Genomic DNA, 16,081 nt, shown 5'->3' with positions numbered 1-16,081 from the left:
TTTTTAATCTAAAAAAAATTTATCCACGTGCTGTTGCTCTTGTTTGACGAGCTCCACCACCGCCAGCTGCTGCCTGGCGACGAGTTTGTCCGGCTTGACGGGTACGTGGTACGCCACTTGCTTGAGCTTGACGTCCGCGTGTGGCTCGTGTTGCATCAGCTGCTGCTTGTCTGCCTGCTGCTTGGCCTCGAGTAGGTGAGACTGCACCAGCGGCCCGTGTAGCTCGCCCACGTGTTGCACGACTGGCTGTTGGAGCTGCGCCTGCTGCGCGTGTTGCTCTGCCTCGTGTCGGGGTAGCTGGAGCTGCTGCTTCCTGGGTTGTTGCAGGTTGTGCTGGACTAGCGGCTGGAGTGCCTCTAGCTCCGCGGCGTGTTGGTGTGCCGGCCGCTGCTTGTCTTGTTGTGGCACCGCGTGTAACTCGAGCACGGCCTCTTGTCGCTACTGGAGCTGCAGCTGCTTGACCCGCCGTTTGATCGGCTGCTTGATCTGCCTGGACGATTGCAGGTGTAGGTTCACCTCGTCTGCCTCGTGCGACTCCGCCTGCACGGCGTGATGCGCGACCTCGTTGAGCTTGCGCTACCTGCGCTACTTGAGTTGCGGTTGTTGGCTCGGTCGGGGTTTGCCCGGTTGCCGTCTCAGTAACACCTGGTTCTGCTTGCTCGGTCATACGCTGTGCAAACCTTTCCATACGGCCACCTTTTTTTTCTTCTTGTTGTTGCCGAATGGTGTTAACCTGTTGTTCGATTGCTTTTTGTGATTCATCTATTTGTTTTATTGCTTGGGCGATGTTTCCGACTGCGCTATTGAAGGAGTTAAGTTGATCAAAGACAGCTTTCAATTGATCTGACTGAACCTCTGGTGCTTGCCCAGCTTCTTTTAAATTGGCAAGTACATTATTCATAAGTCCATCAACGTCTGCTCCTGTTGCCAAATTCTGCTTTGCAAGCTGTTCTGTAACTACTTGTTCAGGCGTGACTGCAACTGTTTCTTCTGCCTCTGCGGCGAAGGCAAGTTGTGATGATCCTGCAATAAGCAGGGCAAAAAATAATAAACTTTTTGCCAATTTTACTTGAATGAGTTTGTAGGCGTTCATTCTGTTCCCCCTAAGTATACGGTTTTTTTACGTATATTGTATCAATTATAAAGGCTCTAATATCACTTTATCACAGACAGTTCCCTATAAGTCAATATTTTCAAATAAGAAATAATTTAATTGTACTACCTCCACTATATTTAAGATCCCCGACTGCGACGAGTACGGTCTGTAGATGTTGTTTGTCGTTCAGTGCTGCGAGTTGTCGAGCGTGTAGGTTGGACTTGTGCTCTAGCGCGGGACGTCGTTCTGTCCTCACGACCTTGTGGAGCCGTTCTTACGCGTCCAGACGTGCGCGTTGCACGAGGAGCACGACCGCGACCACGAGCCTGCTGTGCACGCTGAGGAGTTGTGATATCAACTGTGGATGCTGACTCAGGTGTAAGTGTTGCCTGTATAGCTTGGACGTCCTGCAATATTGGCTCTATGCGTTCTTGCACAATTTGCCTAACTTGTCCTAGCACTTCGGTATCAATAGTTCCTTGGAATTCGTTTAAAAATGCACTATTTACCGACTGATCGACACTGTTTTGGATATGGGTGTTAATTTCATCGCTAATAATATCTTGTACTTTTTGTTTGATAGCGGGTGTTACTTGCTCTGCTAAGGTAGGAATGAGAGCGTCAAGCTCTGCGTTAAGTTGTACAAGTTGTGCTTCAAATGGCTGAGTGAAATTTGGAATTTGTTGTGCAACCCGATTGTCAACTAGGCCTTGTAGAGACATCATTGCACTCTCGTAGTCTTGTTTTAGTTGCGTAAGTTGCTTTTGTAGCGCACTAATATCGTCAGCGATGGCCGCTTTTGAAGTTTGCAGTACAAGCAGAGAAAAGATTACGAGAATAAGAGGCCCGATCTTTAGAGAGCGTGGAGCTTGTTTGGAGGGCGCTATAAAGTGCAACATGGTTCCCCTTTTTTATTTAGGTGGGTAGAATTAAATTCTACCCACCTTTTTTTTACTTCTTTATGTTATCTGGTTCTGCTTCTTCGTGTTGTTTGTTCTGTGGCTTGACGAGTGCGTGCTTGTCTTCTGGTTGGTTGTTGGTCAGCTGTTTGTCTACGAGCGCCGCCTCGGCTACGGGCTGCTTGACGAGTTGTTGCTGCGCCAGCTGGTTGAGCTACCGCTTGTCTGCCCGTTGCTCGGGTTCTACGTGTTGTAGCAGTACCGGTCGTTTGGGTGGCTCTGCTACGGGTTGCTCTACCGCGGGTCGGGGTTGCTGAATCACTTTGAGCGACTGCTGCTTGCGCTGGGTCATCTGTTGAGACTGCTTGCCTGCCTCGGCGCGCTGTGGCAGCACGTGTTCTGGTTGCCCCTGCAACAGGACTGCGTGAGGTTCGCCCTCTACGTGTTGTTGCTGTCGGTTGTGCCGGTTGCTCGCTTGTGGTATCAGCGCCAGTCTCTGTCGTGGCCGGGGTGCGAGTTACTCTACCACGTCTTGTGCGTGCTGCAGCGACTGCGGGAACTGTAGCAGCGGGTGCTGCTATTTCTTCTGTTGTTGGCTCGGTTGTAGCTTCTTGTTCTACAGCTGCTTGAACCGGTGTGTCAGGGGTTGTTGCTTCTGTTGCTGTTGGCTCTGATATGACATTTGTTTGTATTGGTGCTTGAGGCGTTGGTTGTGCTGCTGGCTCCGTGGTTGAAGGTGTAGGTTGTTCAGCTTGCTGTGTAACCGCTTCTTCCTCGGCTGCAACCTTTTTCTTGTCAAGCTCTTGCATGTGTTCTGTTATGGTCGTTTGCTTGCCAGTTATGGCTTCAGTTTTTTCTTGGATGCCTTCCATTGCAGGAGTAAGTGCCTGTAGTTGATTTAAGATATTAGTGAGTGCTGTTCGGTCTCTTGTTGCCTGATCGCTCTGTATCTTGTCTAGCTCTGCAATTTTGTTTTGAATTGCTTGTTGTGAAGTTGCAAACTGTTCTTGTGTTAAGAGTTTTTGTTCTGTGAGGCGATTGATAATTAACTCTCGATTTTCTACTGAAATTCGTTTTTGTGTACGCTCTTGAGCTTGGCTGAGTTTTGCTTGTTCACCTTTAAGTTCGCCCTCAAGTTCACCTAGACGTTTTCTTTCTGCTGCAAGTGCTTCGTTGAGTTTGTCCAGCTCGCCACCAAGTTTGTCTTCTTCAGCTTCGATTGTTTTGAGTAAGCCATCAAGGCGTGCTTGCTCACGTTTGATTTCGGCCTCGAGGGATTTCAGTTCTGAGCTTTTTGCCTTAACATCACCTTCAAGTGTTGTTACGCTTGCTTGTCGAGCATCTCGGCTGGCTGTAAGAGTACCAAGTTCTGTTTTTGCCTCGCTGAGTATTGCTTCTCTGGCTTTACGTGCGACTTCTTCCACCTTCTTCTCGATAGCTTCTACTTTCTTGGGTTTAGTCTCTTCTGTTTCTGTCTTAGGTTCAGCCTCTTCTGTCTTCTTAAGTTCGGCGTCTTCTTTACGACGTTTCAATTCCGTTTCGGTGATCCATTGTGGATCTCTAGGATCGCCCGTTTGAGAAATATATTGTTCGCCATCAACGCCAGGTCCAGAAACTTGACCTGTTGTACTATCAATATCCACACGAGTTAGTTGTGCGCCGGCTACGTTGATCCAGTTTGGTTGTCCGCTGTCTGGAATGTCAAAAGCGTGGTAGAAGATAGTGTTTTCGTTGTTTCTACCCCAGATGTTACCATTTGCGTCAACTGCGAGTTGCTCTAGAGCTCCATCTTTAACACGCATCCATCGATCATCTTTTTTAACATAGACGTGGTAGTTAGGACCCTCACGTCTGGCGGTTAGCCCCCATTCATGGCCGTTAGGTCCGGTTACTGTTTGAACAAAGCTATCCGGTTGATAGCCAAATGGATCGTTACGCCATTCTGGATTTTTTGAATCTCCAGAATCAGAGACCCAGAAAAGGTCATCCCTGTTAAGACCTTCTACAGAGCCATCATCCTTGATGGTAACGTTGATAAGCGCTCCAGGTACCTTAGTCCAACTTTGGCCGATTGTTCTTGTAGGTGTAATACCTTCGCGCGCATAGATGTCGTCGTCAGTATTGACACCCCAAAGTTGACCGTTCGGTCCTACAGCTATTTGTTTGAGAGCTCTACCAGTGACCTCAATCCATTCGTCAGTAGGTTTATGATACACACGTTTGTTCCCTGGTGAGTCTGGTGCATCATCGACAGTAAGTGCCCATGTGTGGCCGTTTACACCAATAACAGATTCTTGTAGCGGTGGAATTTCTGCTGCTTTGCGTTTGAGCTCAAGTTCTGCAAGTCGCTTCAAGTCGCCTTCTCCTATTTTTGCTTGGAAAAGGTGGGTTAGTGCAATCGATTTAAGGTCTGGATTACCCATCATTCTTGAAAGGTCAGGTGTGCGTATTCCTGCAACAATGAAGTGTTCTTCGTGAGGCATAAGTGTTGTTTGGCGTGGTATGGTATTTTTGATCCATGGCCAGAAGAAAATATTGAATTTGTCACCAGGAAAGAAAAGTGTATTGTTGGTTTGAGCGTGCCTAAAGCTTACGCCATTAAACCCTGTGCGCCAAACATCATCGGCTGTTTTGCCTGTTAGGCCAATGACAAAGTTATTTTTATCGTCATCTTGATCAGTCGTGGTAATAATCTGATAAAGATCAGCGGGAAAGGGTGCTTCAATGCCAATCAGTGATGTGAGATATTTGCCGCTGCCCTGGTGTTGAATGCGAACGACGTCGTCATTATAAATAGGGCTTTGAGAATATGGTTTGCCAGACTTTGGATGTGTACTGTCAAGGCTCATGCCATTTGCTGGTAAAATTACCCAAAAGTCTTTATCATCGTCTTTAAACGAAGCGGTAACCTGTTCATCATCTGGCGAAGAACCTCGTCGATCAAACGTTGAAAATTTCATGCCCGTTCTATGTAGGTAAATATCTTTACCATTTTCTTTTCTATACGAGTTTGCAATTTGAATTGGTTGGCCATAGATAATGGCTGGTGTTGAGGCGTCATCAACCAAGTTAAATTCTGCAGGGAGGCCAGCAAGATCTTCTTCTTCGATCTTAAATTTTAGGATGTGAGAATTGTTTGTAATGTCACTTTCTGGAGCTGCAGCTGTAATGTAATGATAGCCGGTGTCTTGGGTTGAGTAGTAACCAGCGTTCCACGTGGTTCCTGGGAAGAAAAGGTAATTACCACTTCTCTTATGTTTGAGTTTTACGGTGCTTGTTGCTCTATCCCATACACTACCACCATCAATTTCAAGTACCCAGTTGTCTCCAGTATCGCCAATGCCATCTTTTCCGGAAGTCGCAACTTGTTGGTTCTCTCTATCTGGTGCTTGTACACCTGCATTTGAGTGCAAGTTTGTTTGTGTCGTTAGATGTGTCAGACGAATAGTGCTTCCTGAGGTTACGTCAGTTTGCTTGTATGGTTTATTTGATTCGGGAGAAACATCATCAAGCGTCTTGCCGTGTGGCGGCTTAACAATCCAAAAATCTTTCATATCCTGGGCAATGTTACCAGAAACCTGACCCAACGGTATTGGTTGAAATGGTCCGTACTTGAGTCCGGTGTGGTGAAGCGCGATGTCTCGACCATTGTATCGTATTTTTTTGGAGCCGAATGGTACCGATGGATCATCCGTATTACTTTTCTTGTTTTCTGAGACCAGGCGAACAACATCACCGTACTTGACGGGTCCGTTAACAACAAGTCGTGCGCCATAACGATCATACAAAAAATCTATGGCAGAACCACTTGCAGCGGTCAGTTGTACCTGCGCTTCGCCTTTGACGTAGGCAGTGCCCAAAAGAAGCAGACCTAGTGCGCCAAGGAGCACGGCCTGGAATTTTTTGGTACGAAATAATGCTTGCATTGCTTTCTCCCTTTTATCTGTTTTTATTTTTTACGCTTTTAAGATCTAGTTCTACTTCTTTGTTGTCGTTGGGTTGGTTGCTGCGTTTGTCGTCGTGATGGTTGTCGGGTTGGTTCACGACGTGTTGCTTGTTGTGTTGTCTGTCTTCCCCGTGTAGCCCTTGTTGCCTGGGTAGGTTGGGCTTGCCTACGCGATGTACGAGCTCGTCCTGTGGTAGTCTGAGGTATTACTTGTTCTGCTTCTGTCGGCGTTGTTGTCGCTTGTCTGCCTCGTTCAGGTCTGCGGGCAAGACGTTTACGTACGACGGTTTGACCGGTAACAGGATCAGTTTCATATTCTTCGACAATAATAAAATCTGATTGTTCAGGCATGACCGCAAGGGTTGGAATGGCGGTTGGATCATATTCCTGGCCGAGTTCAAGACCTGTTCCATCAGTAAATGAAAACGCTTCAGGTGTCGTTGTCGTATTTTGTGTAGCGGTTTCTTGAACAGCAGCGACAGCCTGGGTAGTTACAGTTTGTGGTTGTGTTTGTGGCATGGTGTTAGGAGCTGCTTGTTTTGTACTTTCTTCAGCATGAGTTATTGCCGGGATTGTTTCTGTCGCTGTTGATTGAGCGGGAGTTAGGGTTGTTGGTTGTGTGGTTTCTACAAGCGTGGTTGCTTCCTCTGTTGCTTGGGGAGTAGCTTCAGTTTGTGCTGTTTGTGTAGGGGTTATTTCTGTTTTTAAGGCATCTTGTTTTTGCTCTAGTGTTTGGATTGCTTGCTCAACATTGGCAAGCATCGTGCCAAAGGACTGCAGTTGGCCATTAATGGCTATGAGTTGTTGTTCGTCTGCATTCTCTTGAGTTTGTTTCATATCTTGTAATTCTTTTAGCTTTGCCATTAATTCGGTTCGAGCCGCTTCCAGCTCTTGAGCATTAGCAAAGTCGATAGCGTTCAGTCTTTGCGTAAGTATTTGTCGGTTTTTCTCAAGTGCCAATAAATCTTCTTGTCTGCTTAGTTGTGCAGCTTGTGCAGCTATACTATCAAGTTTAGCTTGTGTTGCTGTTGCATCACTTTGTAACTCGGTAATAGCGGCCTCTTTTGCTGCAATATCACCTTCATATTTTGCGGTCAATTCAGTTAATCTTTTTTCGGCAGCTGTGATGTCGGCTTTGAGTTTTTTAAGTTCGCCACGGCGTTGAGCAATGAGCGCATTTAGTCCTACGAGTTTTTTTTCAAGGGTAGTATGTTTTGTGGCTAAATTTTTAAGTTCCTGTTCAACATCAGCTTTTTCTTGTTTGACGTTTTCAATTTCCTTATCAAGAGCTGATATGGCTATTGGCAATGCCGGAGTTTGTGCTGGTTGCAAGGCAAGATCAGGTTGCTGTGCAGGTGTTTGATCTTGGCTTTGCTTTTGAGCTGGTTCTTGATCAGCATCAGTTGGAGTTTGTGCTGGTTGCGAGGCAGGGTCAGACTGCTGTGCAAGCGTTTGATCTTGGCTTTGCTTTTGAGCTGGTTCTTGATCAGCATCAGTTGGAGTTTGTGCTGGTTGCGAGGCAGGGTCAGACTGCTGTGCAAGCGTTTGGTCTTGGCTTTGCTTTTGAGCTGGTTCTTGATCAGCATCAGTTGGAGTTTGTGCTGGTTGCGAGGTAGGGTCAGGCTGCTGTGCAAGCGTTTGGTCTTGGCTTTGCTTTTGAGCTGGTTCTTGATCAGCATCAGTTGGAGTTTGTGCTGGTTGCGAGGTAGGGTCAGGCTGCTGTGCAGGTGTTTGATCTTGGCTTTGCTTTTGAGCTGGTTCTTGATCAGCATCAGTTGGAGTTTGTGCCGGTTTCGAGGCAGGGTCAGGCTGCTGTGCAGGTGTTTGATCTTGGCCTTGAAGCTGTATTGCCGCTGTTTGATTCGGTGGCAGCTGTAAGCTTACTGCAGTGGCGGGCGTTTGTTGTCTTGATTGCGCTGCTGCCATTGTGATAGGTCTTTGCCCAGGTTTTGGTGTAAGTTGAGGTCCGCTAACAGATAATTTGTACATTGCTACCTGAGCACCAACGCCTCTTTGCACTTTGCCCTTTTTAAGGTTAGAAATCTGTTCAAACTTTGGATTATCCAGGGTGTCAGCTGCAATATAGTAGACCATGCCACCAACGTTTGATGCCCAGATATCACCATTTGATCCAACAGAGATGTATCGCAATGTATTTGCTGCGGTTTTGCTCCACCCTGTACCCCCAGGATTTTGTGCTGTTATGCCTGTACGTCGATAAATACCATTGCCATCAATGCAGACGACTGTGTTGCCACCTGCGGCCAAGCCAAATGAGCTATTCACACCTTGAGGTAACTCAATTTCGCGCCAGCTTGTACCAATTTTATTTTGAGCTGATACACCTTCTCGAATGTAAAGTTTTTGTCCATTTAGAGCACGCCCCCAAATATTGCCGGATGGTGTTATTGCAGTGTCTCTTAATTTAATTGTTTGGTCTGGGAACTCAACCCATGTTGTGCCGGTAGGGTTGTTGGTAGTGATGCCATCTCGATAATATAACTTTGTTTCACCCACATCATCCTTGTTGGTCCATGGTACTGTTGTTTCTATTGCCAGGACGAGGTCGTCCTTGCCAACAGAAATATGAGTAAATGTTGGGCTTGTAATTTCTGTCCAGCTTTCACCCTTGGGGTTTTGTGGCGTGACGCCATTTCTTCGATAAACGTTGCCGTCCTTGCCTGCAACCCATGTTTCGCCATGAATATTCACACTAATGTCGTTTGCTTTGACATCGGGGATAAGGGTGAAAATGTTTGTTCCTTTTGGATTTTCTGGAGTGATACCTTCTTTAAAATAAATTTTGTTAGGCCAACCAAGAATCCACGCAGCTCCTAGTACTGGAGCATTAAGAGGTGTTAGTATTGGATTTGTAGGGTCATCTGTTTTCGAGTAATATGTTTTATTGTCATACGTATTGGTGAAGGCGTAGTGTTGCTCTCCATCGACTTCGATGATTCGTAGGTCATTTGCGGTATCAATATCGAGTTTTTCCCATTTTATTGTTGCTCGATCACCAACAAAGTTTACCTCTCCTCGAGCAGCTACGTTTCCTGCGGTATTGATCCAGACTTGGTCTTTTGTTGGATGGATAATAAAGTTTTGCGTGAGTCCAACTGTGTGCCACTTTTCTGTACCTGATTTTTTAAAGAGTAAATAATTAATGGTTTCCTCTCCGTAAGAACGTGATTGTACACTTACAGTCCATTCATTACCACGAGCATCAGTTTTGACCCTGTCTAAGTTGGGATCAAATTGCATTGCTTGTACTGCTGTTCCTGTCAACGTGAAGCAGAGTAGGGCAATGATTTTGTAACATACATTTTTTATTTTCATTTTTTATCCCTTACGGTTTAAAATCGTGCTCTCTTACGTTGAGTTGTTTGCCTGCCTGTAGGCTGTCTACGCGTTGTTTGACGTCCTCCTCGTTGCGATGTTGTGCTTGTTGTTTGTGTACTTCGGGGTCCACGAGTTGGTCTTGCTTGCTGACTACGTGCTTTGCTTGGGCGTGATGCTGTTGGTCTAGGAGTTTGTGTGATTCCCCTGGCTCCACGTCCACGTGTTCTACTAATTTGACTTTGGATTGCTGTAGGGCGTGCAAGTCTCTGTGTTGGTATCGCTTTATATTGCGCGAGGGCTGGTTGTTGTAAAATTGCCAATTTAGACTTGAGCGCTGTTAATATTTTTTTGATTTCTGCAAGTTTTGGAAACGATGTATTAAATGTTTGCTTAACATTTCTCAGTATGAGTATTCCTCTTGTGCTTTGCAGACGTATGCCAATGTTTGCGTATGTTAAGTTTATAGCACTGATTTGTTGATGGAGTTGAGCCATTGTAGGTTGCAGCTGAGCAAAGGCAGCTTGTAAGTTATTAATTAAGCCCGAGCCCTCGATGGTTTTTTGAGCGAGAGAGAGTTCAAGGTCATCAAGAGCATCCTCAAGAGCATTCTTACTACGTTTTAGGTCTCTTGATCTAACCAGATTAGTCAGATTTTCTTCCTCTGCTTTGACTTTCTTACTCAGTGATGTGAGTTCATTTTCTTTGTCTTGGCGTTGCTGTTCAAGGCCTGCTAGTTCAGCTGTTTTTTCAGTTATTTCATCCCTTAATGCATCAAGTTCTTCCAGGCGCTTCTCAGCTTGTTCGATGCTGTCAAGGATGTTTTCAAGCTCTTTACGTTTTTCTTCTATTTGTTCTTCAAGTTCATCAAGTTGTTTTTCAAGTGATGATTCTTGTTTGGTAAGTTCGCTAATACGTCCTTGGCGTGATCTTGACTCACTATCGAGTTTTTTTAGTTCGGACTGGAATGTTGCAATTTCAGCGAGCTCTTCAGGTGTAGGATCTGTTGGCTCGGGTTTTGATTCAGGTTCAGGGGCAGGGGTGGGCTCTGGTGTTGGCACTGATTGAGGAGCATAGCCAGTAGGCATACCACCACCAGTGATTTTAATGAGTCTTCCGCTTACTTGCTCCCACTGCATGTCATTGACATCAGCTGTCTGGGATGCCCAAATGCTATTATCATTTTTAACCATCCAAATTTGATTGTCTTTTGTTACACCAACAAACTTTGCGTCGGTTGCGCATGATTTCCAACTTGTGCCCTTAGGATTTGTGTTGGCTACTCCTTCTCGCCCGACAACTTCGTTGCTTGCGTTAATACCCCATGCTTGACCATTGGGGCCAACGGCAATTTGCTTGATTTCATAGCGCTCAACAGGTGACCATGTAGATCCTGGTTGTGTTGTTGTATTGCCCCAGTGTCTGTAGACAACGCCAGGAAATGTTCCAGTAGCCCAAACACTGTTGTTTGCTCCGGCATCAACGTATTTGAAGTTTTGATTTACAAATTTCCAGCTTGTACCTTTAGGGTTATCTTGCGTAATACCTTCGCGGAAAAATAACGTATCTCCATCATTGACACCCCATAACTGTCCTTCCTGACCGGTTCCAATAACAACAAGCGCTCCATCAATTTTTGCCCAGCTTGTACCTTTAGGGTTGTTATCAGTTATTCCCTCACGGAAATAGATTTGGTGTCCTCCTCCACCGTTGGTTGTATCAAGTGCCCACACTTTCCCGTCTGGCCCTACACTGATATCGCTTGCCAGTAGACCGGTAACTTCGGACCATGAGGTTCCAATTGGATCGTCCTGGCTAATGCCTTCACGGAAAAGAACTTTATTGTCAGTATCTATTGCCCAAACGTTAGCAAAAATTTCATCTGTGATAGGTGCCGGAGTTACCTGTTGATTTGGTGTTACCGGTTCCGGTGCTGATGGTGCTGGTTGAGGTGCTTGTGGCGTTGGCTGAGGTGCTTGTGGCGTTGGCTGAGGTGCTTGTGGCGTTGGCTGAGGTGCTTGTTGTTGCATTACTGGTGGTTGAGGAGTAACGGGTTGTTGAGGTGCTGGACTAGCTTGTGTAATTTTAAAAAATGGAAATGGTGAAAATCCTCGCGCGTTATGTGAGTGTATCCACGATGCTACGTATTGTTGCCCTTGGTTGTTTGTGTACTTTGTTGTGGGATAGTAAAAGTACTGGGGCATATCTTTGGGTCTGATAGTGATTTTGTCATAGTGTTCAAGCCATGGGATATTTTGCAAGTTTGACTGATTAATTGTTTGTCCGTTTTGCTCCCAGTTAACGACAGGCTGAAGATCGTCAGTTGCGGTTCCCCCTGTTGCACTATCAAGACATGCTTCTGGATGTTGTCCGTCTGGGCTCTTGCTTGCAAAGTATTTGTAATGCAAAGTTTTGCCGGTGTTTTTATGTTTTAATCGAAAGACGTTGGCGTGTTTGAGTGGGCTGCCGCGGTAAGCTGTATTTGTCACAGGATTTCTGTCGTTGAGTGTTTTCCCCCGTGGAGCTTCTATAATCCACACATCATCATTATTTTGTGGGTTTGTGCTACCAAAAACTTGACCAAGGCCTGATGAGTTAGGATGTGTATATTGCTCTGCTGATCCGGTTAACATGATGTTTCTACCAGCGTCTTGGCGTGTTGTCAGGGCAAGGCTAATTTCTTGTCCATAAACAACAGGATTTGTTTGCGCGAAAGCAGATGAGAGGTTCAGGCCACATAGTGATCCCAAAGTTAACATAGAGATGAAGAGTATGTTTTTTGATAACCATGACTTCATTGTTTTCCTCTCACCGGTTTACTTAATTTTTTGCTACTTTCATTATTAGCGCGCTACTTGCCGTCTTGTTTGGCGTACACCACCGGCCTGTCTTGCTTGGGTGCGACCACGTGTTGCCGCTGCCTGGGCCCTGCCACGCGTTGCCTGTCCGCGGGTTGGAGTTGCCTGTTGGGCGGCTCCAGCTTGACGGGTTGCGGTACGTGCTGCCCCACGGGTACGTCCTGCTGCACGCGGTGTTGCACTAGCAGCAGCCTGCACTGTTGTGGTGTCTGCTTTTGCTGTAGGGCGTCTACGAGCTACACGTCGAGGGCTAGTTTGTTGACTAGCTACCGCGGCCTGAGCTGGTGTGCCAGCTGTGACGGCTGGAGTTGGCTGGGCTACTTGTCTACCCCGGGCTGCTCGACCCCCAGCGCGACCTGTTCTGGTCGTTGGTGCTGCGCCTGTTCTTGCTACAGCTGCACCTCTTGCTGCACGTCCTCGACGACCTACAGTTGCAGGGACTTCTGGTTGGGTTTGCTCAGCTGTAGTGGTTTCAGGTGTAGTTGGCGCAATTGCCGTACTCGTTGTTGGGGCGGCTATTGCTTGTCTGCCGCGGCCGCTTGCTCGTTGTTGGCCGAGTACTGCGCGGGCACCGCGGCCTGCGCGACGGAGTGTTTCTTTGGTTTCAAAAATTTCACCCCGTTCTTCTTCAACTTTTGCCATCAATTCACGGTGAGCTTGAATAGACTTTTTCATTTCATTAACCTCACCGGAGAGTGACTCATGCCGTTGATCCATGTCTTCAAGCTTATCGACAACGGCACTCATAGTGGTTGTTAAGCTCGTGATTTGGTCGTTGATTTCCTTGAATACCGGTGCATTGTCTTCTCTTTCAAGCAAGGCCTTTTTTGCAGCATCAAGATCTTTGTTCATTTGTCCTATGGTGGTGTCAAAGTCCTGCTGTGTAAGCAGATTTTGCTCTTCAATCTGTTTTGCAATGATGGCATCTGCAGCTTCAGTTGTAAGTACTTCTGCTGCGTGCATACTTATTTGCAGGCAACAGGTAAAGGCAAAGAGTAAGACAAGTCTCGTGCCAAGCCCCGAGAATGACGACATAATCATGATTTCTCTCCTTTTTAGAGGTGAAATTAAGTACTTTTTTACATTTTTACCATTTGTATACTATAATCCTAGTACCAATGTACCATTTTATAAGCCCTTGAAGTCAATATTTTACAAAAAGAAATATTGTTAAAAAGTGAGAGTAACCTAGGCATTAGTCAATGTCGCCAGAGGCTTTAGCGAGTGGGTTGGTATAGGTTCGGTATGAGTAGGGTGGTGAAATGGGTTTGGCTTTGAGAACAAAAAAGAGGCGGTGACTTTGTAGTCACCGCCTCTTTTTTATAAGATTTTTTATGTAGTTGGCGTTGCAGGTCTGGATAGATTAATTTTGCCAAGTCTATCTTTTAATTCTTTCATCTTTCTCTTAATTGGCTCTAAGTCAGGCATAGAGTCGCTAAACTTTTTCTGCATAGCATCAAGCTCTTGGTCAGCTGTTTGCATACGTGCTTCGACTCTGACGACCATGTTGTCAATCTGGTTATCAAGTTCTTCTATGTTATCGGCGAGTTCAGCAACATGTACCTTGTCAGCTTGGCTTGCAACCAGTTTGTGCACTGACTGTTTTATTTCACCGATTTGTTTTTGCACGCTTTGTAGTTCATCGCTAAACTCTCCAAAGCCTTGGACAGGTTTGCCTGTGTCGGTGTTGATAAATCCTTTGCGTAGGCTATCAAGACGTGTGCTCAGTGTTTGCAAGTTTGTTTGCATAGAGTCTTGTAAATCTTTCATGTCTTGTTCGGTTTGTGAGAATGTTACGGCTGCTTCTGGGTCAAGTGGTGGTGTTGGAAGCGCTGCAAGTGTTGCAGCCTTTACAACGTTGCTGGCTTCAACAGCATCTGTGCTAAGGGCAACATGAGTTACTGGGATTGTGATGCTAAAAGTATGTTCGAGTGACCTGCCATTACAGTTTACAGAAATTGTTTCTCCATCGATGCTGACAATATACTTTGCACTTTCATCAATCGCTGCTGGAAAAAAGTCTCCTCGTTCGTAGCTTTGTTCTCCACCATATTGTTCGCCTGTCTCTTGAGCAAAGTAGACTTCCATGTCATCAATGTAGACGGTATAGTAGTCACCTTGACCTTCGGGTTCCGTTGAAAATCTTAGTTCAATTGATGACATTTCACGTAAGCGTTTAGCATCAAATGAGATGCCACCTTCACCTGGTGTTGTAAAGTCAGCCGGAGTTGTTGGTAGCGCTGCCGTTTGTATGCTGGTGCCAAGGGTCAGATTATTGCTGTCTGTTGAACGTGCAATAATGTGCTGGACTGGGTAACTTGCTTCAAATTGGTGTGTAACTGTTTGTCCCCCAAAGCCTAAGGTTAGCTTGTTGCCATCGATTGTAACATTGTATGTGCCTGTATCACCAGCAGCTGCGGGGTAAAAGTTTTGTACATTTTTTGTGACGAGCATTGCAGCTTCTTCAAAGGTAATTTTTCCATCATGAGCAACAAGGATTTTGTACATCAGGCCGCTTGGGGTGTTGTTGGCGATGTTTTCTGAGATAGTAATCTCAAGTGATGCAGGACCATCGGTAACACGGGTAACGTCAATTGACATACTACCCTTACCCTGCTCAGGAAGCGCAGCTGTTGCTGGCTGAATTTGAGCGGTTCTTGCATGAGACTCTCTTGGAGCTCGACTTCTTGTTTGCAGGAGAACGGGACCTCCTGATGGGATGTCTGAAACTGTGATACTGCTGAAATTGATTTGTTGGTCCCATCCGCCAAAGCCAACATATTTGACATTTTGTTTAGGCTGTGGGTCAGTGAAGTCAAAGATCAAATCTTGTTCTTCGGGGTTGCCTTTACCTGCCCTGATGCGTCCGTCACTATGGTAGTCGATCCAAAATTTGTTTTTGTCAGCTGGATTTGCCAGGGATCCTCTTGCCTCGTGTATTGGATTTGAGGGATCACCATCTTTGACAATAACTGATTTTTGATTTCCGTAGCCACCAAAAACAAGTACGTATCCATCTGTATTTTCACCTTGTGATTGTTGTGAACTTGTTGAAAGTGCTACATAGAAATCAAATTGTCCCTTGCCAACTTCAAAAGTGATGCGGCAGTTTCCACTGGCAGGAATGACCCAATTCGTTGAGTCATAGTTAATTTTGTTTTTATCTTCCGATGGATTGTGAGCATAAACGGTAGGATCAGTGCGTGGTGTTTGCCTTTGTCTTGTTACTATTTGTGGAGTGTCTTGGCCTGGAGGAGTAGGGCTTTTTTGTAGCTCTTTAATTTTCCATCTGCTTTCATTGTCATCGGCTTTATCTGCTCTTGCTACAATAACGTAGTGTCGATCTCGACCTGGTTGGTTAGTGCCACGTCTTACGTCAAAAACTTTTCTAGCTGGGATGTAGAGGTATGCACCGCTTTCAACGTGTTGAAACTTTACAAATTGACCAGCATTGTTGACCCAATCGTCGCCCGTGTTTTTGCCTTCAAGAATAACGCGCCAGTTCGTTTTTTCGCTTTGGTTGGTAACAAAGCTAACCTCTTTAGCCGTACTTTCGTTTGTACTTGTTCTGGCACTATCACAGTATAGGTAACGATTAGCATTTGGACGATAAAGTTGTACTATATCGCCGCTTTTTACAATACCTGACTTGTTTTCATTGCCATTCGGACCTTTTATTTGCATTAGGTCACCTTCTGCTGTGCCCTGTGAGCCGGATACTTGTTGAAAATCAGCATTTGCGCGGCCGTCAAAACCATAGCCCCATGTTCGCAGGCCAATCTCTCTGTTGGGCCATTCTGCCTCGCGACCACTCTGCATAGTGTGTATAATCACAAATTTATCGCCATATTGGACATTTTCAGCTTGAGCAAATGACGAGAGCCCCAACAAGCCCAAGATCATGCCCAATATGCGTAATGATATGCTTCTGTGCAATGTTTTCATT

At 45.8% G+C, this 16,081-nt stretch carries 7 protein-coding genes; all 7 read right to left on the bottom strand.

Going from position 1 to position 16,081, the window contains the following annotated elements:
* Nucleotides 1-19 precede the first annotated feature (19 nt).
* The 7 genes from H6679_00305 to H6679_00275 all read right to left on the bottom strand — a co-directional run bounded on the left by H6679_00305 (nt 20) and on the right by H6679_00275 (nt 16,080).
* Entirely contained in the window at nt 20-1,093 is a 1,074-nt protein-coding gene (locus H6679_00305; protein ID MCB9492697.1) for a hypothetical protein, read from the bottom strand.
* A 140-nt stretch (nt 1,094-1,233) separates the two neighbouring features.
* On the bottom strand, nt 1,234-1,995 hold the full coding sequence (locus H6679_00300) for a hypothetical protein (protein MCB9492696.1): 762 nt from the start codon (nt 1,993-1,995) through the stop codon (nt 1,234-1,236).
* 65 nt (nt 1,996-2,060) lie between these two features.
* Nucleotides 2,061-5,921, bottom strand: coding sequence for a hypothetical protein (locus tag H6679_00295; protein ID MCB9492695.1), 3,861 nt, complete (start codon nt 5,919-5,921; stop codon nt 2,061-2,063).
* A 38-nt stretch (nt 5,922-5,959) separates the two neighbouring features.
* Nucleotides 5,960-9,277 (bottom strand): hypothetical protein, encoded by a 3,318-nt coding sequence (locus tag H6679_00290; GenBank protein MCB9492694.1) that lies wholly within the window; start codon nt 9,275-9,277, stop codon nt 5,960-5,962.
* Nucleotides 9,278-9,294: 17 nt separating this feature from the next.
* A complete protein-coding gene (locus tag H6679_00285; protein MCB9492693.1) occupies nt 9,295-12,075 on the bottom strand; it encodes a hypothetical protein in 2,781 nt (926 codons plus the stop codon).
* Between the two features lie 45 nt (nt 12,076-12,120).
* Nucleotides 12,121-13,176, bottom strand: a complete 1,056-nt coding sequence (locus tag H6679_00280; GenBank protein ID MCB9492692.1) for a hypothetical protein — start codon at nt 13,174-13,176, stop codon at nt 12,121-12,123.
* Nucleotides 13,177-13,467: 291 nt separating this feature from the next.
* The gene (locus H6679_00275) at nt 13,468-16,080 is read right to left on the bottom strand and encodes a hypothetical protein (protein ID MCB9492691.1); all 2,613 of its coding nucleotides are present in this window, start codon (nt 16,078-16,080) and stop codon (nt 13,468-13,470) included.
* Nucleotide 16,081 lies beyond the last annotated feature (1 nt).

The organism is Campylobacterota bacterium (assembly GCA_020633995.1).
Taxonomy (GTDB): Bacteria; Babelota; Babeliae; order Babelales; family RVW-14; genus JACKCO01.
Note: the sequence above shows the minus strand (reverse complement) of the source record. Positions and strands in the feature narration are given on the sequence as shown.

What these genes read in the sequence shown, in the direction of transcription:
- H6679_00305 (MCB9492697.1), bottom strand. Translation starts at nt 1,093, where the DNA reads ATGAACGCCTACAAACTCATTCAAGTAAAATTGGCAAAAAGTTTATTA.
- H6679_00300 (MCB9492696.1), bottom strand. Translation starts at nt 1,995, where the DNA reads ATGTTGCACTTTATAGCGCCCTCCAAACAAGCTCCACGCTCTCTAAAG.
- H6679_00295 (MCB9492695.1), bottom strand. Translation starts at nt 5,921, where the DNA reads ATGCAAGCATTATTTCGTACCAAAAAATTCCAGGCCGTGCTCCTTGGC.
- H6679_00290 (MCB9492694.1), bottom strand. Translation starts at nt 9,277, where the DNA reads ATGAAAATAAAAAATGTATGTTACAAAATCATTGCCCTACTCTGCTTC.
- H6679_00285 (MCB9492693.1), bottom strand. Translation starts at nt 12,075, where the DNA reads ATGAAGTCATGGTTATCAAAAAACATACTCTTCATCTCTATGTTAACT.
- H6679_00280 (MCB9492692.1), bottom strand. Translation starts at nt 13,176, where the DNA reads ATGATTATGTCGTCATTCTCGGGGCTTGGCACGAGACTTGTCTTACTC.
- H6679_00275 (MCB9492691.1), bottom strand. Translation starts at nt 16,080, where the DNA reads ATGAAAACATTGCACAGAAGCATATCATTACGCATATTGGGCATGATC.